Origin of the sequence: Methylomonas albis, from assembly GCF_014850955.1 — a bacterium.
Taxonomy (GTDB): domain Bacteria; phylum Pseudomonadota; class Gammaproteobacteria; order Methylococcales; family Methylomonadaceae; genus Methylomonas; species Methylomonas albis.
On the sequence record NZ_JACXSS010000001.1, the window covers coordinates 3166588 to 3186669 of the forward strand.

Below are 20082 nucleotides of genomic sequence, written 5' to 3' on the forward strand. Positions count from 1 at the left end.
CTCCGGCGTGGGAATGCAGCCCGCACCGCTCCAGCGGTGCGCACCAGGACGCTGGAGCGTCGAGCCCTGTTCCCACGCCGGAGCATGGGAACAATGATGTTGTGCTTATTCATATCCCCCATCCGGCAACCGCTTCCCCACTGCGTTGCCTCTGCAAATAAGCCTGCGTCAGCTCCCTAAACTCACCCGGATTCTCCTTGATAAACCGCCGCTGCCAGTGGCTGCCGGTCTGTTGATTGGCAAGCCGTTGGCGAATCACATCCAGATAATTCTCACGATCAGCAGTACAGATGCCCAAAGCCTGCAATCCCTGAACGGCGCGCGGCAATAGCTCCTGCTCTATCAGCGCGGCTAACCGTAGTTTATGGTCACCAAACCAAACGATATGACTAGCCAAGCCATGCCGCGCCGCCTGATAAAAATTGTCCCTGGCCTGGGCAAACGATAAATCCGCCCTGCCCGCTTGGCGTTCGTCAGCCAAGTTTTTTACCAAGCCGTAAAAAAACGCCGCGTTCGCTATCATGTCCAACACGGTAGGCCCAGCGGCGGGGCTGCGGTGTTCTATGCGGATATGCGGAGTGCCGTCGGCATCGAAACCCACCAGCGGCCGATTCCAGCGCCAGACGGTACCATTGTGCAGGCGTAGGTGCTGAAACGCTTCCGGCGCATCGTCGAAAAACTCGGGTAATAGAATTGGAAAATGCTGCTGGTTCTCGACAAAGCATTCCAGGATAGAGTGCCGGGCAAAATCGGAACCGAAACTGACCCGGTGCAACGGCCCGTCTGCCGCACCGGCATAGCCGCCGGTGGCGATGGCTTGCTCGAATAGCGGGATACGGGTTTCCGCCCAGAGATCCTTGCCGAACAAAAACGGTGCGTTGGCGCTCACAGCCACCATCGCCGCCGAGGCGATGATAGCCGCGTTATACACATGATGAGCGATGCTGAGCGGGCATTGGATATGCAATTGAAACGAGGTGGTGGCGGCTTCCAGCATCACGTCGTGATGCTCTAATTTGAGATGTTCATGCCCGCAAATATCCAACACAATCGGCCGCCCCCGGCAGCGCAAAATCTGTTGATTCAAGGCCCGGTAGCGATTCATGTCCGACATATTGCCCAGATGCAGATCGCTTTGGCGCAAGGTTGGCAAGGTGCCTATCGCCAACAAATGCAAATCCAGTTGCCGGGCATGTTGTTCTGCATCTTCCCAAGTACTTTGTAAATCCTGATGCATTTGGCTGAACACTTCGCCGGTCAACGCCAGCGGCGGCGTGTTTAGTTCGATATTGAATTTGGCCAGTTCCGGCCCGGCCATCGGGTGGGCGAAGGATTGCAGATAGGCCTGATTAGCCGGTGCCGGCTGCATGTTGTCGTCCAGCAGCCAAGCTTCGATTTCAAAACCGGCCACCGGCTCGGCTTCCGAACAGGCACGATTTTTAATCAGCCGGCCGAGCTGTTCGGTTTCTGCGAATAGGCGTTGTCGAAAGCGCTGAAAGTCGGCATCTTGATAGATTGCGGCATGAATTTCTTGGCCCATATTACGCCCGGCGATTGACTATCGGATTTTAGACACTACGCGTAGCGGTGCATGGCGGTCAATCGCGAAACGCGGCGGCACCAAGCAAGCCGAGGATTCAGCGATAAAGGTCGTCATGCACGTTTTGTAACAAACGCAAACACCCTTGATAAAGCATGCGCTCAATGCCTTTTTCATCCAGCAAATGGTGCCTGAACAGCGCCAGGTTTTTGAAATAGCTGCGCCATGGCATCGCCATGCGCAAGGTTTCGCTGTATCGGGTGCGGCCATCGCGCACCCGATATACCCTGACCCCGATACTGACTTTCGGCCGCCAGAAGAGCGGAAAACCGAAATACCCCAGATCGACTTCCTCGACGCATCCGAGTTGATAGTCGTATACCATCAAGTCAAGGTAATGGGCCTCGTTGTCGTCGGCTCCTGATTTGTCCCGCTCCGGCAGCGACAAAATTTCGGAAAGTTTTTGCTGCCAACAGGCAGCGTAATCCGTGCTCCGGAAGAAATCGAGCTGTGGCTGCGCGTTCGAAGCGATCACTACCGCCCCTTTGTAAAGTCTGATTTTCTGCGGTTTGGCGAATAGTCGTTTAAACACCGTGGCTGATCCGAATTGGAAAACAGTAATCAATCGACAGCGCCAGCATGCTCAGAGTTGCTCACTTAGCCAGCGCTCCAGAACCGCGCCGATATAGCTCTGCTCAGTGTCGCTCAACTCGCGATGTTGCGGAATTTTATGCCATTTTTCCAGGCAGCCCCGGCAGCAGCACGCGGTGGCGTGTTGCGCGACAAACACCGGATGGCCGCGAAACGGGGTTTGTTTGCCGTCATTGCGCGGCTCGGCGGCGGCTAAGCGTTTTTCGACGAAATCTTGGGCGTGGCTTAATACCGTTTCCAGGCCCTTGTTGTGCAAATAATCCCGGTCTTTAGCATTCAAACGAAATTGGCTGCGGAATCTGGACTTAGCCAAGCCGGCGAATAGTTCATCCAAATCCCGCACGGTCTTTCGCTATCTCAACACGCCGGCAGAGGGCGTGTAACTGTCCAATACATGGATATAATTGGCACGCTCATACGCACTGGGGTCAATGGCGTGCTGTTGGCTAACACTGCCTTTTAACTGGCTGATGGACTCGTATTCGTGTTCGATCAGCCATTGTTCCAATTCCGCGCGGATTTCGCTGAGTTTGCCCACGCCTTGCGCCAGCAATACGCTGCACAGATGCACCACGTCTGCGCCCGCCAACAAGGCTTTAATCACATCCGCGCTGTGATGAAAACCACCGGTTACCGCCAAAGACAATTTCACCCGACCATATAGCAAGGCAGTCCAGCGGATACGCAGCAAGGCTTCGGCTTGCGTAGACAATTGCAGTTTCGGCACCACTTCCAGCGTTTCCAGATCGATATCCGGCTGATAAAACCGGTTGAATATTGCAATACCATCGGCACCGGCCGCTTCCAGGCGTTGGGAGAAATGAATCGGCGAGCTGAATTGCGGACCGAGCTTTAGGGTCAGCGGCACACTCACCCGGCTTTTTAATTCCCGCAAAATATCCAGATAGCGGTTTTCCACCGTTTCGCTGCTTTCATCGGCATTAGCCGCCAGATGGTAGATATTCAATTCCAGCGCATCCGCGCCGGCTTGCTGCAAGGCTTGGCCGTATTCGATCCAACCGCCTTGGGAGATGCCGTTCAAGCTGGCGATCACCGGAATATGCAAGCTGCTTTTCAAGCGTTGCAGATGTTCCAGATACTGTTCCTGGTAAGTCAAAATCTGCTCAGGCACCGGATGAAAGGAATCCGCCTCGCCGTAACCAATGCCTTGCCCGAAAAAAAACCGCTCCATCTGTTGCTGTTCAGCTTCGATTTTTTCTTCAAACAAGGACGACATGACGATGGCCGCCGCACCGGCATCTTCCAGCCGACGGGCACTGTCCAAGTCCTTGCTCAGCGGCGATGCTGAAGGCACCAAAGGATGCGCCAGTTTCAGGCCCAAATAATTTGTTGTTAAATCAACCATGTTGGCTCTCCTGGGCAAGATCGGCTTTCAGTGCGGCTTTGGCAGCGGCGACGCTGGTGGCATCGCTCCATTCCAGCGCGGCCAGTTGTTGGTAGTAGCGATAGCGGTTTTTCACGTCTTGTTGCGCCTGTTTCAAGAAGGCTTCGGCGTGGTCGGGATGACTTTGCCAGAGCATGCTGAAACGGGTTTCGCTCATCACAAACTCGCGCAGCGGCACCGACGGTTCCGCGGAATCCAGTTGCATCGGATTCTTGCCTTGCCGGATACGACCAGGATTGAATCTGAATAACGGCCAATGCCCGCTTTTCACCGCCAAATTTTGCTGCCTATGGTTGTTGGACAAATCGACGCCGTGCGCGATACAAGGCGCGTAAGCAATGATGATGGACGGCCCATCGTGCGCTTCCGCTTCCAGGAAGGCATTCAGGGTTTGGGTGTCTTTGCCGGCATAAGCCACATGGGCAACGTAGACGTTGCCGTAATCCATGGCTAACAAGGCTAAATCCTTTTTGGCCGTGGCTTTGCCGCCGGCCGAGAACTTGGCCACCGCACCCAGCGGCGTGGACTTGGACGTTTGGCCGCCGGTATTGGAATACACCTCGGTATCCAGCACCAGGACATTCACGTTGCGGCCGCTGGCCAGCACATGATCCAGACCGCCATAACCGATGTCATAAGCCCAACCGTCGCCGCCGATAATCCAAACGCTTTTCTTGCACAGATAATCCGCTAGCGGCAACAGGGCTTGCGCGGCAGGCTGCTTCAGCGAGGGTAAATGCTGTTTCAATTCAGCGACACGTTGGCGTTGTTCGTAAAGGCCGGCTTCATCAGCTTGGTCGGCATGTAAAATCGCATCCACCAACTCTCCGCCCAAGGTTTCCCTTAACGACACCAGTAACTCGGCCGCATGTTCGGCTTGTTTATCTATAGCCACCCGCATGCCCAAACCGAATTCGGCGTTATCCTCGAACAAGGAATTGTTCCAGGCCGGACCGCGGCCGTCGGCATTTTTGGTCCAAGGCGTAGTCGGCAAATTGCCGCCGTAAATCGACGAACAGCCGGTAGCGTTGGCTACCACCATGCGGTCGCCGAAGAGCTGAGAGGCCAATTTCACGTACGGGGTTTCGCCGCAGCCGACACAAGCGCCGGAAAATTCGAATAAAGGCTGCAACACCATGGAGCCTTTGATGGTGTTGGTTTTTAGCAAGCGACGATCATATTCCGGCAAGGACAGGAAGTAATCCCAGTTTTGGCTCTCCGGCTCGCGCAACGGCGCTTGCGGACTCATGTTCAAAGCCTTGCGGCTGGCGTTGGATTTGTCGCGAATCGGGCAAATATCCACGCAAAGTCCGCAGCCGGTGCAATCTTCCGGCGCCACCTGATAGCTGATCGACAGGCCGGCCGGAAAGTCCTTACCCAGCATCGCCGCGTGTTTGAAAGTCTCCGGCGCATTGCTCAAGGCTTCGTTGGGCACGATTTTGCTGCGAATCGCCGCGTGCGGGCAAACCATTGGGCATTTGCCGCACTGGGTACACAGATCGGTTTCCCAAACCGGAATCTCCAAAGCCAGATTGCGTTTTTCGTAAGCCGCCGTACCGGTGGGAAAGGTGCCGTCGGCCGGCATCGCGCTGACCGGCAGCGCATCACCGCGACCGGCGATGATTTCGCCGGTAACCCGGCGGATAAATTCGGGCGCCGTATCGGCGATCAATGCGGCAATATCGAACCCGCTATCGGCTTGCTTGGGTAGAGGTACTTGTTGCAAGCCGGCCAAGGTTTCGTCTATCGCTTTAAAATTTAAATCGACGATGCGCTGGCCTTTTTTGCCGTAGGTTTTTTCCACGGCATGCTTGATCGCGGCAATAGCCTGATCTTGCGGCAATACCCCGGAAATCGCGAAGAAACAGGTTTGCATGATGGTATTGATTCGCTTACCCATGCCGGACTTTTCCGCAACCGCGTTGCCGTCGATCAGATAAAAACGAATCTTCTTGGCCAGCATTTGCTCTTGCATCTTATGCGGCAAGGTATCCCAAACCTGCTCGACCGGTACCGGGCTGTTCAACAGAAACACCGCGTTGTGGGCTGCATTGGCCAGCATGTCGTAGCGTTCCAGAAACACGGTTTGATGGCAGCCGATGAATTTGGCGTCGTTTTCGGCTATCAGATAAGTTGAGCGGATCGGTTTGGGGCCGAAGCGCAAATGCGAAACCGTGATGGCGCCGGATTTTTTCGAGTCGTACACGAAATAGCCTTGGGCAAACCAATCGGTTTCTTCGCCGATGATTTTAATGGTGTTTTTATTGGCGCCGACCGTACCGTCGCTGCCCAAGCCGTAAAACATAGCTTGAAAGGTTTGGTCGTGGGCGTCGGTGCGATATTCGCTGTCCCACTCCAGGCTGGTATGGCTGACATCGTCGTGGATGCCGATGGTAAATTGATTTTTCGGCCGCTCGCGTTTTAACTCGTCGTAAACCGCCTTGATCATACCGGGGGTGAATTCCTTGGACGACAAGCCGTAACGGCCGCCGACCACTATCGGTAAGCCGGCAAACTTGCCGCCGTTGCTGAAATCTTGCGCCAACGCCGTCAGCACATCCTTGTACAAGGGTTCGCCGTCGGCGCCCGGTTCCTTGGTGCGATCCAATACCGCGATTTTCCGGCAACTGGCAGGTAAGGCCTCGATCAAGCGCTCCGGAGCAAAGGGCCGAAACAAACGCACTTTCAACAGACCGACTGCTTCGCCCTGGCGATTGAGATAATCCAGCGTCTCTTCCACCGCTTCCGCGCCGGACCCCATCAGCACGATCACTCGTTCGGCGTTCGGCGCGCCGACATACTCGTATAAACGGTATGCCCTGCCGGTCAGCGCCGCGAATCTATCCATGGCTTGCTGAGCGATGTCAGGCAAGGCCGAGTAATACGGGTTTACCGACTCCCGGCCTTGGAAATACACGTCCGGGTTTTGCGCGGTACCGCGCAGTACCGGCTTATCCGGCGTCAAGGCCCGGCCGCGATGCTCGCTAACCCAGGCATCGTCTATCATCGCCCGAATGACCGCATCGTCGACGCTGACGATTTTTGATACTTCGTGCGAGGTGCGAAAGCCGTCGAAAAAATGCATGAAGGGGATCCGGCTTTGCAAGGCCACCGCGTGAGAAATCAGCGCCAGATCCTGCACTTCCTGTGGCGAGTTGGAGCATAACATGGCAAAGCCGGTCATCCGCGCCGCCATCACATCGCTGTGATCGCCGAAGATAGACAGGCCCTGGCAAGCCAGGGAACGGGCGGCGATATGGAACACCGTCGGGCTTAATTCGCCGGCGATTTTGTACATATTCGGCAGCATCAGCAATAAACCTTGCGATGCGGTAAACGTCGTAGCTAGGGTACCGGCTTGCAACGCGCCATGTATGGTGCCGGCCGCGCCGGCTTCACTTTGCAATTCGACGACTCTGGGGACCGTACCCCATAAATTCGGTTGCCCGCGCGATGACCATTCATCGGCCCACTCCCCCATCGGCGACGACGGTGTGATTGGGTAAATGGCGATGACTTCGTTCAACTTGTGGGCAATGCCGGCGGCGGCCTGGTTACCGTCAATGGTGAGGGTGTGTTGAGTTTCCATGGGGAACAACCTTTTGCGTGATAAAACGGGGCCGGTCGGCCATCGCCGCCGGCTCTTCTGAACAGTACTAAGGATAGTCAAAAAAACGGCCGACTAATTGACTAATAATTAGCCAATTTAATGCAGCTTCAAACAAGACGGGCACTGGCAAGCTTTGCCCACGATTTGATCACAAACTTATCCACAGCTTCTGTGTATAACTGTACTTTTGGACAATGGTTACCGCGACAAAATAACCGCCCCACCTTGAACGCGGTTACGTTAAATTTGCCGCGGCAGCGTTGCGAACGTGAAATTGCCGACTCCCCGCTTATTCATCGCGTAAGACTATCGGCATGATCTTTTCTTCTACGCTGATCACCGCCTTATTTAGTACAAAGAAATGTTTATCCTCGACAAATTGCACGCCCAACATGTAAAAAATCGGCCCCCAAAATGGATTGATCATCAAGCCGCCCAGGGTGCTTTTCAGAGTCCGTTTTAGATTTCTCAACGGATTAAAAGCGACCGCCAAAGTCTGTTGGGGATGTTCGTCAAACACTTGCGCAATGGGTTTTAACGTGTATTGGTCCCGGCTTTCCAGTTCTCTCATGGATACTGTCAGTTTTTGCGCCATTTTATAGAAATGCAGACGGGCCAAGGTGGCCGAAATCGCAAATGCGATAGCCATCAGCGGCAACAGAATAACGGGCGGCAATAAGGGGGCGAAAGCCGGTGCCAGCAATACCAAGCCATAGCCCAGCATGATGGTATCTTCGCCGCGCTCCACATCGCGATCCAGATTTTTGACGATGGCAATCACTTGATTGCCGGATTGATCCAAATAACCTTTGTCTTGAGCCATATTAGTCTCCTTCAGGTTGAATGTGCAGGATCTTGATTAGATGCCTGCGGATGAAAAAAGTCAACTGTCAAACCGGTACCGATTTGAATGCGTCAAGGCTCCGCAACGCCCCATTTTGCTTGCAGATAATCGCGGCGCGTATCGAATATGCGCTGCAATTTATCGCCGATAAACCCATGTAACAATTGGCCCAGCCAGCCGAACGGCATCGTATAAAACACGATGTCTTCCAGCACGACACCTTCCGCGCAATTGCTCAGGCAAACCTCATGACTCCAGAAACCGAACGGACCCACGGCCTGTTGGTAGACAAACCGGTTCGGCTTATCGCAATGACTAACTTCCGATAGCCAAGACATGGGCACACCAAACACTGCCTTCATCCGATAGCGGATCAGCAAGCCTGAGTAAATATCTTCTGGTACAGGCGAGGTGATATCGACATGGAAAAACTCAGGGGTAATTTGGTTTAGATAATGCGGGGACGAAAAGAACTCCCAGGCTTGCTGCTGGCTGAGGGCCAAGCGCTGCTGCCGGTGGAGTTGATAAATTTTCATAAAACTTGCCGAGGACGATGCAGCACTACTGCGATAGCAATCAATCTACCGTAAAAAAAATTTTGCGGTAGTGCCACCGCTTATGTACATCGGTTACGCGGATGCGCCAGTCCGGAAATCGGGGCGCCAGTCGGTGAAACAAGATGTCGGGTAAACCCCAACAAACCGAAGACTATTGAGTCCTTCCGCTTTCTTCCTTGATTTCAGCGATTAAATCGCCGAGGTTTTCGCGTTGTCTCAGCACGAAATTCCGGCTTTCCTCTGCAGTGCGACTACCCAGCACGATGATGTCCTTGCGATGTTTATGCGCCAGATAGCCGGCCAGCAAACCACCGGAGAATAAGGCAAGCGGATGGCGAATCAGCGCGCGGGTGATGCTTTTACTGGCGTGCGTCAACCCGGAAATCACGATACCCATCACCACACCTTTGACCAGAATCTCGCCATTGGTCGGCGGCGCCATTCTGACTTTCTTGCCCTTGCGCGCCGGCGATTTCTTAACTTTCTCGGTAACAGCTTGGTTTACTATTTTTACTTGCGTCATATCCCTGTCTCCTAAAAAACCACACTCCGGATAACAGCATAATCCAAAACCGCTAAAACTGAACCCCGTTAACCGCCGCCGGCACCATTTACCGCTTTACTGACCAATTGTTGTTTAGCGCCCGGATTAGCGGCTTTGCTCAAAGCGGTTTGCAACAATTGATCTTGACCGTAAATATCCGGGTAAAAACGCGGTTTGTCATCAAGGCCCACAAAAACAGTGGTATAAAAAAACAAAACAGGTATCGACTTTTTTAGACTGACCCGCTGAGTTTTGGGCCCGGCCATGGCTTGCTGTATAGTTTGCTGGTCCCAAGCAGTTTGGTCGCCAAGTACGAATTCCCCCAATTTTTCCGCTTCAGCCACTCTGACGCAGCCGTGACTCAAATCACGGCGATCCCGGTTAAACGCGGATTTGCCCGGCGTATCATGCAAATACACATCGGCCTTATTCGGAAAAATAAACTTCACCCGCCCCAATGGATTATTACTGCCGGGGCGTTGTCTGGCGCGGATCCGACCGCTTTTGATTTCATCGACAATGCTGTCCTGGTTGTCTTCTTCATCGTCGTCAGCATGACGATCCACCAGCTCAATATCCTGATTGGCTAGAAACTCTTCATCGCTTAATAGCTTCGGCAGCATTTCTTTATCCATGATGCTTTGCGGAATATCTCAATACGTCATGAACTCCAGATATTTCATCTCTTCCCATAGCACCGGCGTCTGGTTCTTCTCAACGCGGTAACGTGCGCCGATAAGATGTGCCGACGTCAGGAGGCGCATCTGTCGCGTGATCGAACCAAACTTATCCTAAGCCGCCGAATTCTACCTTCGGCGGCTTATTTTCGTTCCGCCCCGAAAACCCCAAACGCCAGCAATGGCTAAACCGTCCCGCTGGCGTTTCAATCGAGCTCCGCAAGGCCGTAAGTCGCAATAGGTAGAGCGTCAAGCGGCTCGTCCGTGAACAGTTATCTTTTCCCTTGCCCCACCAAAAAGCCGATTAGACCGGATGCAATTGCACTGATAATACCTGCGGCCCATTTTTTGTCGTCTACCGTCCCCACCGCGAAGACGTAAACACAGCCGCCAAAAACAACACCCACTACTAAAAGCGCGAAACAAAATAGCGAATAGGTCATTTTCCGTTTCAGTTCGGCATCCGCCATTTCCCTTACACATCTAGCGGTGGCATCTTCTGGCGTTTCGTTGCTGACTGACAACTCGTACTTATGATCCTTGCCGACGATTTGTCCTAGGTTGATCTGGGGATCGCCGCGTTTTTCATTGGTCTGTTCCTCCACTAAATACCTACAATCTCGGTCAATAGCTGTTTGTTTTGGTCAAGGATACCTAATCTTTTTTCTCCGTTTTAGCTTCGGCAGCCACGTCATACAAGGCAATGGCTTTACGTAGAATCTCGGTTTTGGTGGTGTGCCCCGAAGACGCCAGTTGCTCCAGTCGTTCGTTTAACTCAGGTGATACGCTCAAGCTAAGGCGAATTGTTTCTTTATCGTTTGCCATACAGTTCTCCTATAGCGCAAAAAAGGCGCTATTTATATGCAAATAATACGCTTATTTTTCACCTAAGTAAGTTACCAAATTTCGGCCGACGGCGGCAACCGCGTCACTCAGACCGTCTACAACAGCGATGACAGCGTGCAGATCCTCAAAAAAGCCGTGGGCAGCGGTATTGCGCAGAACTACGCGACCTACACCTACAGCAACAACGGCCTACCGCTCACAGTCAAGGATGCTAAAAACCAGCTGACCACCTACCAATACGACGGTCACGACCGCAAGCTGAAAACCCTGTATCCGGACAAAGTCACCGCCGGCGCCTCCTCGGCGACCGACTTCGAACAGGTGGCCTACGATAACAACAGCAACGTCACCAGCTTGCGCAAACGTAACGGTCAAAGCATTACCCTGGCCTACGACAACCTCAACCGTCTGCTGAGTCGGACCTATCCGACTGCGGCCGACAACATCAGCTTCAGTTATTTATGCCCTTTAGGGTATGACTTGGTCGGCCGTAAAACCGCCGCCAACAAAACCGGCTACGCCATCGGCTACGTCTACGACAACGCCGGCCGCCTGACCAGCACCAGCGCCGGCGGCAAAACCCTGGCCTACCAATACGACCCGGCCGGCAACCGCACCCGCACCACCTGGCCGGAAGCCACCGCGTTCTACATTACCGCCAGCTACGACGCCCTCAACCGGCCGACCACCCTGCTGGAAAACGGCACGGTCAGCCTGGCCAGCTACGCCTACGACGACCTGTCGCGGCGCACCACCGTCACCGGCTACGACGCGCAATCGGCCCTGGCCAGCCTGACCCAAAACCTGGCCGGCACCGCCCAGGACAACACCTGGAGCTACACCCGCAACCAAGTGCAAGACATCAACGTGCGCAGATAGGATGCTGCCGACGCCAGGAGGCGCATCTGTCGAGTGACCTTGCAAACCACAATCAAACCCCAGGCCGCCGATCTCAACTATCGGCGGCCTGTTCCACTGCCCGAAACCATCTGATTCCCCACAACGAACCGCCTCTGGCTTTACCGCATAGCGACACTCCACACCCGCTTATTCGCGCGATGCACTCAAGGCTTATCCTGCTCTGCGAGGCCACCGGCTGCCGCTGGTCAATGGAAAAGGGTTTTATTTTTGGCGGTTAAACGCCAACCCGCGTAGGTCAGAATAGCGAAGCGTATTCGGACGCATGTGATTAACCAAGGCCGTAAGCCGTAATCGGTAGGTCAATAGACGAAGCCGTATTGCGCCGCATGTTTTAGCCAATTGCGCGGGATGTCATGCCGCCTCTCGTACCCACATCTCGATATGCAACCCTGCTGATGCGGCCATATTGACGAGAGCATCCAGGCCGAACAAGTTAATCTTGCCGCGCATAAGATCCGAAATACGCGGTTGGGTCACGCCGAACAGCTTGGCGGCCTGGGCTTGGCTCAACCCGGTTCGGGTAATGTAATCCGTCAAATTCATCATTAGCCTCGCGCGAAGTTTCATATTTTCGGCTTCTTCGGGAGTGTCTTCAATCGCATCCCAGACACTGGAGAATTGTTCGCTGTTCATTGGGTAAGCTCCTTCAATAAATCACGATAACGTTTGGCGGCCAGATCGATATCCGACTGGCTGGTTTTCTGGGTTTTCTTCTGAAAACAGTGTACGACGTAGATAGCATCGGCGAATTTGGCGACATAGAGCACGCGAAATGCGCCGGTCGCGTCGCGAATTCGAATTTCTTTAACCCCCGGTCCTACCGTATTCATGGGTTTCCAGTCGCTTGGTTCGTATCCATATTGCACATGGTCAAGTTGATAACCCGCTTCTCGGCGTACAGATACGGGAAATCCGCGTAGGTCTTCAAGTGCATTGCCCAGGAATTTAATAGGTTTTGGGTCGGTCATGGGTTGAAATATACAAAATTTCGTATATTTCAACAACTCTTTTTGAACAATAACGTCACCTGTGTCGGCAGCGGTATCGCGCAGAACTACGCGACCTACACCTACAGCAACAACGGTCTGCCGCTTACCGTCAAGGATGCCAAGAACCAGCTGACCACCTGGCCGGAAGCCTCTGTGTTCTACATCACCGCCAGCTACGACGCCCTGAACCGGCCGACCGCCCTGCTGGAAAACGGCACGGTCAGCCTGGCCAGCTACGCCTACCACGACCTGTCGCGGCGCACCACCGTCACCCTGGGTAACGGCACCACCACCGGCTACGGCTACGACACGCAATCGGCGTTGGCCGGCCTGAACCAATACGCCACCGCCGCCGGCACCGGCCAGGACAACACCTGGAGCTACACCCGCAACCAGGTGCAAGACATCAAAGCGGCCAGCTGGACCAACAACAGCTACCAATGGACCGGCTAAACCAACGCCGCCCGTGCCTGCACCGCCAACGGCCTCAACCAATACGCTACCGCCGCCGGCAGCCCCTTAATTATGACGCCAGCGGCAACCTCGGTAGCAACCGCATAGTTTGCTGTTTTCGCTTGCCTCATAGATTAGCCTCCTAAAATCAGCTATCCCAGTGACAATATACAAGCTAACCGCCGCGAGCAAGATTGCCAGTTTTAATAACCACTTGCTGTTTGGCGTTCGGAGCCAATGCCTTATTCAAGGCATTTTGCAACAGACTATCCTGGCCGTAAATGTCGGGATAAAAGCGCGGCTTATCATCGCGGTCCACGAACACAGTGGTATAAAAAAACAAAACAGGTATGGAGTTTTTTAGACTGACCCGCTGAGTTTTGGGCCCCGCCATGGCTTGCTGTATGGTTTGCTGGTCCCAAGCAGTTTCATCGCCAAGTACGAATTCCGCCAATTTTTCCGCTTCAGCCACTCTGACGCAGCCGTGACTCAAATCGCGGCGATCCCGGTTAAACGCGGATTTCCCCGGCGTATCATGCAAATACACATCGGCCTTATTCGGAAAAATAAACTTCACCCGCCCCAATGGATTATTGCTGCCGGGGCGTTGTCTGGCGCGGATCCGACCGCTTTTGATTTCATCGACAATGCTGTCCTGGTTGTCTTCTTCATTGTCGTCAGCATGACGATCCACCAGCTCAATATCCTGATTGGCTAGAAACTCTTCATCGCTCAATAGCTTCGGCAGCATTTCTTTATCCATGATGCTTTGCGGAATATTCCAATAAGGCATGAACTCCAAATATTTCATCTCTTCCCATAGCACCGGGGTCTGGTTCTTCTCAGCCTTACCGACGATCACTTTCATGGTCAACGGCTGTTCATCTTCGCGAGAATTGAACGCCCACAACTGAAACGCCGGGATATTCACGGCAATCCTTGGCCCTTCCGGTAACGCGGGCATCCAGCGTAAACGTTCCATGGCTAATTCGATTCTGCCGATTTTATCGGCCGGAGATTGATTCAATAAGGCCAGCGTTTGTTTGCCAATCACGCCGTCGGCTTTTAAACCCTGTTGTTGCTGCAAGCGTTTGACAGCCTCTATCGCGGCATTGTCATAGATGTTATCCGTGTTGCCGCCGAGAACTTCTTCCGCTTTCAGCTCGCCCAACGCAAGCAGATGTCGGCGCAACTCCGGTAATTGCAGATCTTGCTCGCCGGGACGCAGCGATTTCGCAAACAGCAGTTTTGGCAGCTGCGCAGCGGTATTTTGCTGACGATAGCTTGCTAATAAAGTCTTTAACTGTTGATATTGCTTGAATTTTGGCGCCAATACCGCCGGCAGCTCAGCAAGCGTTTGTTGCTGAATATGTTGGCTCAACAACGCCGCAACATCGACAGCGGACTTGGCAGCAAACTTCACCGGATAATCGAAATTGCGCGGATCGACTCTACCCATATGCAGGTCACGCGCGTAATGCACCAGTGCTATCGATAAAGCCAGGTCGTAAGATACCAACTCGCTGGTTGCGTTTTGCGGCAATGTCGCGGCCTGTTGTAAATAACCGCGCAAACGCTCGGCATCGTAAACATCCGGGCTCAAGCCGTCGGTTTTGGTATTACTTAACAAGCTCAACACATCGTCGCGGTTTTTCGCGGGCTTATCCGCGCCCAACCAAATCAGCTGGTTGGCGTTCATCTGATATAGCTGTTTCAGCGCTTCGCTATACTGCGAAAAATCCGCCTGTGACAGCAAAGGATGCTGTTTAGCGGCCAGCAAGGACTCTATCGTTTGCCTAACACCAGACTCGGGACTTTGGGCGCCGGCGGGCTGCGAAAAAAAATAAAGCAGCGCCAGTATCGTCAGCAGATACGGTGAGGATTTGCGCAATTTTGTTTGATTATTGGTTGATGCGGCTTGTTGCTTCATAGTTCTTGCGACTTCAAATACGGACAAAGGTTGTCATAGTGACAAAATACGCGCTCAAGTTCTAGCTTTGCCGGACAAAAGGGCTTAATCCCGTTTTTCATCTAATCTTGCCGCTCTTTATATTTATGCGCCGTCATTCCAATAAAAAACCGGATAGGTAAAATAGCAATAAGCTCATGAGCCGGGAATTAGATCGCTTGGCCGCGCTGACAAGCGCCTATATTAGGATTTACCGATTCGCGAGCCAGCGTATCGCGTTAGAATAGTGGCGTAAATCTTGTTTGACCAACAACCCACGTTTAGCGTTTTTCATGCATCCCTATCCAGACCCCGAACACATACCTAGCGCCGAACAGCTAAACAGCAATTGCCGCTGCTCGTCGCTAAATCGCAAAGCCCTGCGTAGCGAACTGCATAGGCTAGAGGGCAACGACAATTTGTATCGGATGATCGCTGAGGAGCGGCCGAATTTGTTCGCCGAGTCTGCGGTGTTTATCAGCCAAGACTGCCTGGAACGACAACTGGAGATCATCGCTGCGCTGGAACGGGTAATAGCGCTACCGGCTTACCAGCAACATGTACTGGAATACGCACCGGATACCGCGCGATTTTTAGTCAAAGCCCGCGGCGCATTTCTGGGCTATGACTTTCATCTGAGCGCCGACGGCCCGAAGCTGATCGAAATCAATTCCAATGCCGGCGGCGCGATGATTAATGCGCTATTAATTCGCGTCCAAAACAGCTGTTGCGAAATCGTCGGTAACCAGCAGCCGGGTAAACTTAAGCTGCATAACCAAGACATCCGCCAAACCGAAACGGTATTCATGGAAATGTTTTACCAGGAATGGCAGGCGGAACGTGATTCAGCGCCATTGCGCAACATCGCCATCGTCGATGACGATCCGCAAAATCAATACATGTGGCCGGAGTTTTTGTTGTTTAAACACCTGTTCCAGCAACATAAAATCGAGACTGTGGTTTGCGATCCGCAGGCCTTAAGCTATCGCGATGGCGGGCTTTGGCACGGCGATCTGCAAATCGATCTGGTGTATAACCGCTTGACCGACTTTGGCTTGGAAGCTTTAAAATGCCACGCTTTACGCGCAGCCTATTTGGCCGGTGCAGTAGTGCTGACCCCGCATCCGCGAAATCACGCGCTTTACGCCGATAAAAGAAATCTGGCATGGTTAGGCAAGGACGATTTTCTGCAGGCTATCGGCGTCGATGACAATACCTGCGCGATATTGAGCACGGGGGTCGCTCATACCGTTTTGGTTGATGCACAAAAAGCCGAATGGTTTTGGTCCAACCGTAAACAACTGTTTTTCAAACCGGCCAAAGGCTACGGCAGCAAGGCGGCTTATCGCGGCGATAAGCTGACCCGGCGAGTTTTCGAAGATATTCTGCAACACGATTATGTCGCGCAGGCCTTAGTGAAACCCAGCGAACGGCTTCTGGACGCCGGCGAATTGAAACTGGATCTGCGCCACTATGTCTATCAAGGCCAAACCCAATTGGTCTGCGCCCGCCTCTACCAGGGGCAAACCACCAACTTCCGTACGCTGGGTGGCGGCTTCGCGCAAGTAGTGGTGGTTCCTTAACCCTTACGGTATTGGCGTAATAGAGAAAAGAAATGGAACCCAGCAAAGCACTAATCATTATTGGCTCGGCCATCCTGGTGATCGGCTTGGTTTTGCACTATGTCCCGTGGTTGATCAATTGGTTTGGCAAACTGCCCGGCGACATCCGGATTCAGAATAAAAACAGCTTCGTATTTATACCTATCACGTCGATGATCGTGGTCAGCGTGCTAATCACGCTGCTGGCTAATTTATTTTTCCGCAAATAAGCTATTCAACACCGAGACTGAAATCATGACCAATCTGGTAATTTACAACCACGGCAAGGACAGCATCCCTTGGGGCGAAAAACCCTTGGCATTGGCAGAAGTCGCCAAACGTCAAGGGTTTGAATTTGTCAGCCCGGATTATCAAGCCAGCAACGATCCGGACTGGCGCGTGCAACAGCTATTGGCCTTGGATATAACTGGATGCGAAACGCTAGTGTTGGTGGGCTCCAGTATGGGGGCTTATGTCTCTACCGTCGCGGCGGAAACCATCAAACCAAAAGGACTGTTTTTGATCGCACCGGCCTTTTATTTACCGGGATACGCACGTACCGATTTCAAGCCTACGACAGCCAATATCGAGGTGTTTCATGGCTGGCAAGACGATGTCGTACCACCGGAAAACGCCTGGCGCTTCTGCCGCGAGCATCGCGCGCGTCTGCATATGCTAGACGCCGACCACCGATTATTAAGCATATTGCCCTTGATGGTAACAGCTTTCGAACGATTTCTCGGCACTTGCGCCGCTTAGACGCAGGAGAAAATCCGATGAGCGATTACAAGAAATACCACTGTATGGAATGCGAACACATTTACGACGAAGCCAAGGGCGACCCGGATAGCGGCATCGCGCCTGGCACCCGCTGGGAGGACATCCCCGACGATTGGGATTGTCCGATTTGCGGCGCGCCGAAAAGTTTTTTCAAGTTACTGGAATATTGACCGCTCCGACCAGGCAGCCTCAGTACATACCGTTACCCAACAAAGCCCCGGCGGCAGCACCAATGCCAGCGGCTATCGGGTCGCCATTTCCTAGCTGATAACCCATCGCACTGCCGACCATTCCTCCCAACAAACCTTGCGGTGAACGTTGGTCATATCCGTAATAAACAGGTGGAGGTGGTGGCGCGTAATACCGGGGAACCGGCACATATTCCACTACCGGGGCGGGTTGATAATAAATCACGTCCTCCCGATACATTGGCCGGTCATAGCCATGATGGTGATGATGCCCGTGATGCCCACCCCAATGCTCGTGGTCGGCTAGCGCAGCCGACGAGACCAATAAACCCAAAACGATGACTGTTGTTCTGCTTAACATCGCAAACCTCCTGTTAGAAAATTATTTGCTTGCGATAAAGTGTGCAGGTCAGAGCTTAATTTTTGCTTATTGGCTTTATACGCGTCTCAACGATTTTTTTGCTCCACCCGCTTCAACAGGCCAAATAAATCGCTGTTGGTAGACAACACAATGGTGGCGTCACCGTCTATCACCTTGCGATAGGTTTCCATGCTCTTCAAAAACTTGTAAAACTCGGCAGACTCGGGTTTTTGCCCATAGGCTTTGGCATAAATTTCGGTCGCCTTGGCGTCGGCTTCGCCCTGGATTTCTTGCACACGTTTGTAGGCAGTGGATTCGATTTCGTTGAGATCCCGGTCTCGATTACCGTTAATCCTAGCCGCCTCGCCCTCGCCTTCCGAACGGAAACGCTGGGCAATTTGCAAGCGCTCGCTGATCATCCGTTGATGGATGCGCTCCAAAACCTGATGGTTGTAATTGATGCGCTTGAAGCGCACATCCAGCAATTCGATACCAAATTCGGCCAACTTAGGTGCGGCCGCATCGAATACATCTTTTTCGATCGCCGCCCGGCCCACCCGGATTGGCCGCAGCACCCCTATGGTTCCTTCGCCGGTAAGTGGCCCCAAGCTCTCGTCTTGCAGGGGCTTGCGATCCTTATCGGAACGCACCACTTCGATCAATTCGTGCCGGGCTATTGCGGTGCGAGTTTCGCTACCCAGAATATCTTCCAAGCGCGATTGCGCGCTACGTTCGTCGCGCAAGCGCAAGTAATATTGCATGGGCTGGGTTATGCGCCAGCGCGCGAAGGTATCGACCTGCACATAAGTCTTATCCTTGGTGGACATCTCCACCATAGGCCCATCCCAGGCTAGATAGCGCTTATCAAAGCTATTGATCTGCTGGGTAAATGGAATCTTGAAATGCAAACCAGGACTGGTGATCGGTTCGCCGACCGGTTTACCGAATTGGGTGATGATAACTTGCTCGGTTTGATTGACGGTAAACACCGATTGCAACAGCAAAAAGGCGAAGACAACGATTAATAACCAGACTCTTGTGGATACACTCATTTCACCACTCCCTCAGCTTGACCCGGAAACGGCAACATCGGCAATATCTGTTGCACCGTATCGTCGACAATAATCTGCTGACGGGCTTGCGGCAGCACATCGCCCATCGTCTCCAGATAAATCCGTGCGCGCGTCACGTCCGGTGCTTTCAGATATTGCTCCAATACTTGGTTGAAAGCAGTCACATCCCCTTCCGCTTCGTTAATCCGTTTAAATCGATAACCTTCTGCGGCGCGAATTTTCTGGTCCGCTTCGCCGCGCGCTCGTGGCACGGCTTTGTTATATTCACCGTTAGCCAGGTTGATGACATTTTCGCGGTCTTGCTGGGCCCGATTCACTTCATTAAACGAGGGTTGTACCGGTTCGGGCGGATTAACGTTTTTCAACTGTACCTGATTGATCGACACCCCCAATTGATAGCGCTCGGCCAACAGGCGCGCACGTGCCAGTACGGTTTCCTCTATCTCTTGCCGGCCGATGGTGATGATTTCATCGACAGTGCGATCACCCACCACCTCCCGCATTACCGCTTCGGAAATATCCCGCAAGGTCAAGCCAGGATCGCGGACATCGAATAGATATTTTTCCGGATCGGTGATCCGGTATTGCACGATCCACTCCACCAGCGCCGAATTCAGATCGCCGGTTACCATGGATTTTTCCAGGGCCGGCTCGTCGCCGATTTGATCCGGGTTAGTGAAGCCTGCTGTGGCAAACCCAAACTCCAGTTTCTGCTGACGCTGAGTCGGCACGGTGATGATGCTGTCCACGCCAAACGGCAGTTTGGCATGCAAGCCGGAAGGGACTTTTTCGATGTATTCGCCAAAGCGCAAGACGATGCCTTCAGATTCGGCGGGAATGGTGTAAAACGACATTGTGGCGCCGACCAACACGGTGACAGTAATCAGTATGGCCAACGGCGAAATCGGCAGCGAGTCGGGCAGGTTTTTGAAAATAGGATTGGCGTCGTTCAAGGGCGGACTCCTGTTAAGTCGGCGAAAAATCGGCATGAGGGAACTTACAATCCCCTAAGCACCACAGCATTCGGTCAGCAAGCATGAACGTAGTCGGCCATTTCGTCAATTTGTCCACCACACTTGGCGCCGTCGCAAAGT

Annotated in this window: 24 protein-coding genes; 6 read left to right on the top strand and 18 right to left on the bottom strand. The window is 53.2% G+C overall.

All coding sequences use genetic code 11. From position 1 onward, the window contains the following. Positions 1-109: 109 nt before the first annotated feature. The 11 genes from EBA_RS14535 to EBA_RS14585 form a co-directional block, all read right to left on the bottom strand. Positions 110-1540: a glutamate-cysteine ligase family protein gene (locus tag EBA_RS14535; protein ID WP_192375377.1), complete on the bottom strand. Its 1431-nt coding sequence runs from the start codon at positions 1538-1540 to the stop codon at positions 110-112. Positions 1541-1637: 97 nt separating this feature from the next. Continuing rightward, entirely contained in the window at positions 1638-2132 is a 495-nt protein-coding gene (locus EBA_RS14540; protein WP_192375378.1) for a hypothetical protein, read from the bottom strand. Between the two features lie 51 nt (positions 2133-2183). Then, positions 2184-2534: a DUF4186 domain-containing protein gene (locus EBA_RS14545; protein WP_192375379.1), complete on the bottom strand. Its 351-nt coding sequence runs from the start codon at positions 2532-2534 to the stop codon at positions 2184-2186. Positions 2535-2543: 9 nt separating this feature from the next. Then, positions 2544-3557: a dihydroorotate dehydrogenase-like protein gene (locus tag EBA_RS14550; protein WP_192375380.1), complete on the bottom strand. Its 1014-nt coding sequence runs from the start codon at positions 3555-3557 to the stop codon at positions 2544-2546. Further along, complete coding sequence (gene nifJ / locus EBA_RS14555) at positions 3550-7185, bottom strand: pyruvate:ferredoxin (flavodoxin) oxidoreductase (protein ID WP_192375381.1); 3636 nt, start codon at positions 7183-7185, stop codon at positions 3550-3552. Before nifJ ends, EBA_RS14550 begins: the two co-directional genes overlap by 8 nt. A 310-nt stretch (positions 7186-7495) precedes the next feature. Then, entirely contained in the window at positions 7496-8029 is a 534-nt protein-coding gene (locus tag EBA_RS14560; RefSeq protein ID WP_192375382.1) for a hypothetical protein, read from the bottom strand. A 92-nt stretch (positions 8030-8121) separates the two neighbouring features. Next, entirely contained in the window at positions 8122-8586 is a 465-nt protein-coding gene (locus tag EBA_RS14565) for an SRPBCC family protein (protein ID WP_192375383.1), read from the bottom strand. A 172-nt stretch (positions 8587-8758) separates the two neighbouring features. Beyond that, entirely contained in the window at positions 8759-9130 is a 372-nt protein-coding gene (locus EBA_RS14570; RefSeq protein ID WP_192375384.1) for a hypothetical protein, read from the bottom strand. A 68-nt stretch (positions 9131-9198) separates the two neighbouring features. Then, positions 9199-9786: a L,D-transpeptidase family protein gene (locus tag EBA_RS14575; protein WP_225616313.1), complete on the bottom strand. Its 588-nt coding sequence runs from the start codon at positions 9784-9786 to the stop codon at positions 9199-9201. 314 nt (positions 9787-10100) lie between these two features. Further along, complete coding sequence (locus EBA_RS14580; RefSeq protein ID WP_192375385.1) at positions 10101-10433, bottom strand: hypothetical protein; 333 nt, start codon at positions 10431-10433, stop codon at positions 10101-10103. 49 nt (positions 10434-10482) lie between these two features. Continuing rightward, positions 10483-10653, bottom strand: a complete 171-nt coding sequence (locus tag EBA_RS14585; protein WP_223146685.1) for a ribbon-helix-helix protein, CopG family — start codon at positions 10651-10653, stop codon at positions 10483-10485. Between the two features lie 135 nt (positions 10654-10788). Between EBA_RS14585 and EBA_RS24735 the strand changes: the two genes are divergently transcribed. Continuing rightward, positions 10789-11553, top strand: a complete 765-nt coding sequence (locus EBA_RS24735) for a hypothetical protein (RefSeq protein ID WP_229427844.1) — start codon at positions 10789-10791, stop codon at positions 11551-11553. Between the two features lie 393 nt (positions 11554-11946). Here the strand turns inward: EBA_RS24735 and EBA_RS14600 are convergent, their stop codons facing one another. Both EBA_RS14600 and EBA_RS14605 read right to left on the bottom strand, forming a co-directional pair. Then, entirely contained in the window at positions 11947-12228 is a 282-nt protein-coding gene (locus EBA_RS14600; RefSeq protein WP_192375386.1) for a helix-turn-helix domain-containing protein, read from the bottom strand. Beyond that, positions 12225-12563: a type II toxin-antitoxin system RelE/ParE family toxin gene (locus tag EBA_RS14605; protein ID WP_192375387.1), complete on the bottom strand. Its 339-nt coding sequence runs from the start codon at positions 12561-12563 to the stop codon at positions 12225-12227. Before EBA_RS14605 ends, EBA_RS14600 begins: the two co-directional genes overlap by 4 nt. Positions 12564-12566: 3 nt before the next feature. Here EBA_RS14605 and EBA_RS14610 point away from each other — a divergent pair, with 3 nt between their 5' ends. Next, positions 12567-13037 (top strand): hypothetical protein, encoded by a 471-nt coding sequence (locus tag EBA_RS14610; protein WP_192375388.1) that lies wholly within the window; start codon positions 12567-12569, stop codon positions 13035-13037. On the opposite strand, the gene EBA_RS24595 is transcribed toward EBA_RS14610, so the two are convergent. Both EBA_RS24595 and EBA_RS14615 read right to left on the bottom strand, forming a co-directional pair. Next, positions 13034-13168: a hypothetical protein gene (locus tag EBA_RS24595; RefSeq protein WP_267873586.1), complete on the bottom strand. Its 135-nt coding sequence runs from the start codon at positions 13166-13168 to the stop codon at positions 13034-13036. The two genes, EBA_RS14610 and EBA_RS24595, sit on opposite strands and share 4 nt — an antisense overlap. Positions 13169-13212: 44 nt before the next feature. Continuing rightward, the gene (locus EBA_RS14615; protein ID WP_192375389.1) at positions 13213-14967 is read right to left on the bottom strand and encodes a L,D-transpeptidase family protein; all 1755 of its coding nucleotides are present in this window, start codon (positions 14965-14967) and stop codon (positions 13213-13215) included. Between the two features lie 281 nt (positions 14968-15248). Here EBA_RS14615 and EBA_RS14620 point away from each other — a divergent pair, with 281 nt between their 5' ends. From EBA_RS14620 to EBA_RS14635, 4 genes are read left to right on the top strand one after another with little or no spacing between them, the layout of a single operon-like run. After that, positions 15249-16568 (top strand): hypothetical protein, encoded by a 1320-nt coding sequence (locus EBA_RS14620; protein ID WP_225616315.1) that lies wholly within the window; start codon positions 15249-15251, stop codon positions 16566-16568. Positions 16569-16600: 32 nt separating this feature from the next. After that, a complete protein-coding gene (locus tag EBA_RS14625) occupies positions 16601-16816 on the top strand; it encodes a DUF2905 domain-containing protein (protein ID WP_192375390.1) in 216 nt (71 codons plus the stop codon). 25 nt (positions 16817-16841) lie between these two features. After that, positions 16842-17345, top strand: coding sequence for a YqiA/YcfP family alpha/beta fold hydrolase (locus tag EBA_RS14630; protein WP_192375391.1), 504 nt, complete (start codon positions 16842-16844; stop codon positions 17343-17345). 17 nt (positions 17346-17362) lie between these two features. Further along, the gene (locus tag EBA_RS14635) at positions 17363-17536 is read left to right on the top strand and encodes a rubredoxin (RefSeq protein WP_192375392.1); all 174 of its coding nucleotides are present in this window, start codon (positions 17363-17365) and stop codon (positions 17534-17536) included. Between the two features lie 19 nt (positions 17537-17555). On the opposite strand, the gene EBA_RS14640 is transcribed toward EBA_RS14635, so the two are convergent. The 3 genes from EBA_RS14640 to hflK all read right to left on the bottom strand — a co-directional run bounded on the left by EBA_RS14640 (position 17556) and on the right by hflK (position 19941). Beyond that, complete coding sequence (locus EBA_RS14640) at positions 17556-17915, bottom strand: hypothetical protein (RefSeq protein ID WP_192375393.1); 360 nt, start codon at positions 17913-17915, stop codon at positions 17556-17558. Between the two features lie 86 nt (positions 17916-18001). Then, positions 18002-18967 (bottom strand): protease modulator HflC, encoded by a 966-nt coding sequence (gene hflC / locus EBA_RS14645; protein ID WP_192375394.1) that lies wholly within the window; start codon positions 18965-18967, stop codon positions 18002-18004. Then, positions 18964-19941: an FtsH protease activity modulator HflK gene (gene hflK, locus EBA_RS14650; protein WP_192375395.1), complete on the bottom strand. Its 978-nt coding sequence runs from the start codon at positions 19939-19941 to the stop codon at positions 18964-18966. Before hflK ends, hflC begins: the two co-directional genes overlap by 4 nt. Positions 19942-20082 lie beyond the last annotated feature (141 nt).

Coding starts and splice junctions, on each gene's coding strand:
- nifJ (WP_192375381.1), bottom strand. CDS start 7,185: ATGGAAACTCAACACACCCTCACCATTGACGGTAACCAGGCCGCCGCC.
- EBA_RS14625 (WP_192375390.1), top strand. CDS start 16,601: ATGGAACCCAGCAAAGCACTAATCATTATTGGCTCGGCCATCCTGGTG.
- EBA_RS14605 (WP_192375387.1), bottom strand. CDS start 12,563: ATGACCGACCCAAAACCTATTAAATTCCTGGGCAATGCACTTGAAGAC.
- EBA_RS14585 (WP_223146685.1), bottom strand. CDS start 10,653: ATGGCAAACGATAAAGAAACAATTCGCCTTAGCTTGAGCGTATCACCT.
- EBA_RS14575 (WP_225616313.1), bottom strand. CDS start 9,786: ATGGATAAAGAAATGCTGCCGAAGCTATTAAGCGATGAAGAGTTTCTA.
- EBA_RS14630 (WP_192375391.1), top strand. CDS start 16,842: ATGACCAATCTGGTAATTTACAACCACGGCAAGGACAGCATCCCTTGG.
- EBA_RS24595 (WP_267873586.1), bottom strand. CDS start 13,168: ATGAGGCAAGCGAAAACAGCAAACTATGCGGTTGCTACCGAGGTTGCC.
- EBA_RS14600 (WP_192375386.1), bottom strand. CDS start 12,228: ATGAACAGCGAACAATTCTCCAGTGTCTGGGATGCGATTGAAGACACT.
- hflC (WP_192375394.1), bottom strand. CDS start 18,967: ATGAGTGTATCCACAAGAGTCTGGTTATTAATCGTTGTCTTCGCCTTT.
- EBA_RS14535 (WP_192375377.1), bottom strand. CDS start 1,540: ATGGGCCAAGAAATTCATGCCGCAATCTATCAAGATGCCGACTTTCAG.
- EBA_RS14550 (WP_192375380.1), bottom strand. CDS start 3,557: ATGGTTGATTTAACAACAAATTATTTGGGCCTGAAACTGGCGCATCCT.
- EBA_RS14570 (WP_192375384.1), bottom strand. CDS start 9,130: ATGACGCAAGTAAAAATAGTAAACCAAGCTGTTACCGAGAAAGTTAAG.
- EBA_RS14615 (WP_192375389.1), bottom strand. CDS start 14,967: ATGAAGCAACAAGCCGCATCAACCAATAATCAAACAAAATTGCGCAAA.
- EBA_RS14565 (WP_192375383.1), bottom strand. CDS start 8,586: ATGAAAATTTATCAACTCCACCGGCAGCAGCGCTTGGCCCTCAGCCAG.
- EBA_RS14635 (WP_192375392.1), top strand. CDS start 17,363: ATGAGCGATTACAAGAAATACCACTGTATGGAATGCGAACACATTTAC.
- EBA_RS14640 (WP_192375393.1), bottom strand. CDS start 17,915: ATGTTAAGCAGAACAACAGTCATCGTTTTGGGTTTATTGGTCTCGTCG.
- EBA_RS14560 (WP_192375382.1), bottom strand. CDS start 8,029: ATGGCTCAAGACAAAGGTTATTTGGATCAATCCGGCAATCAAGTGATT.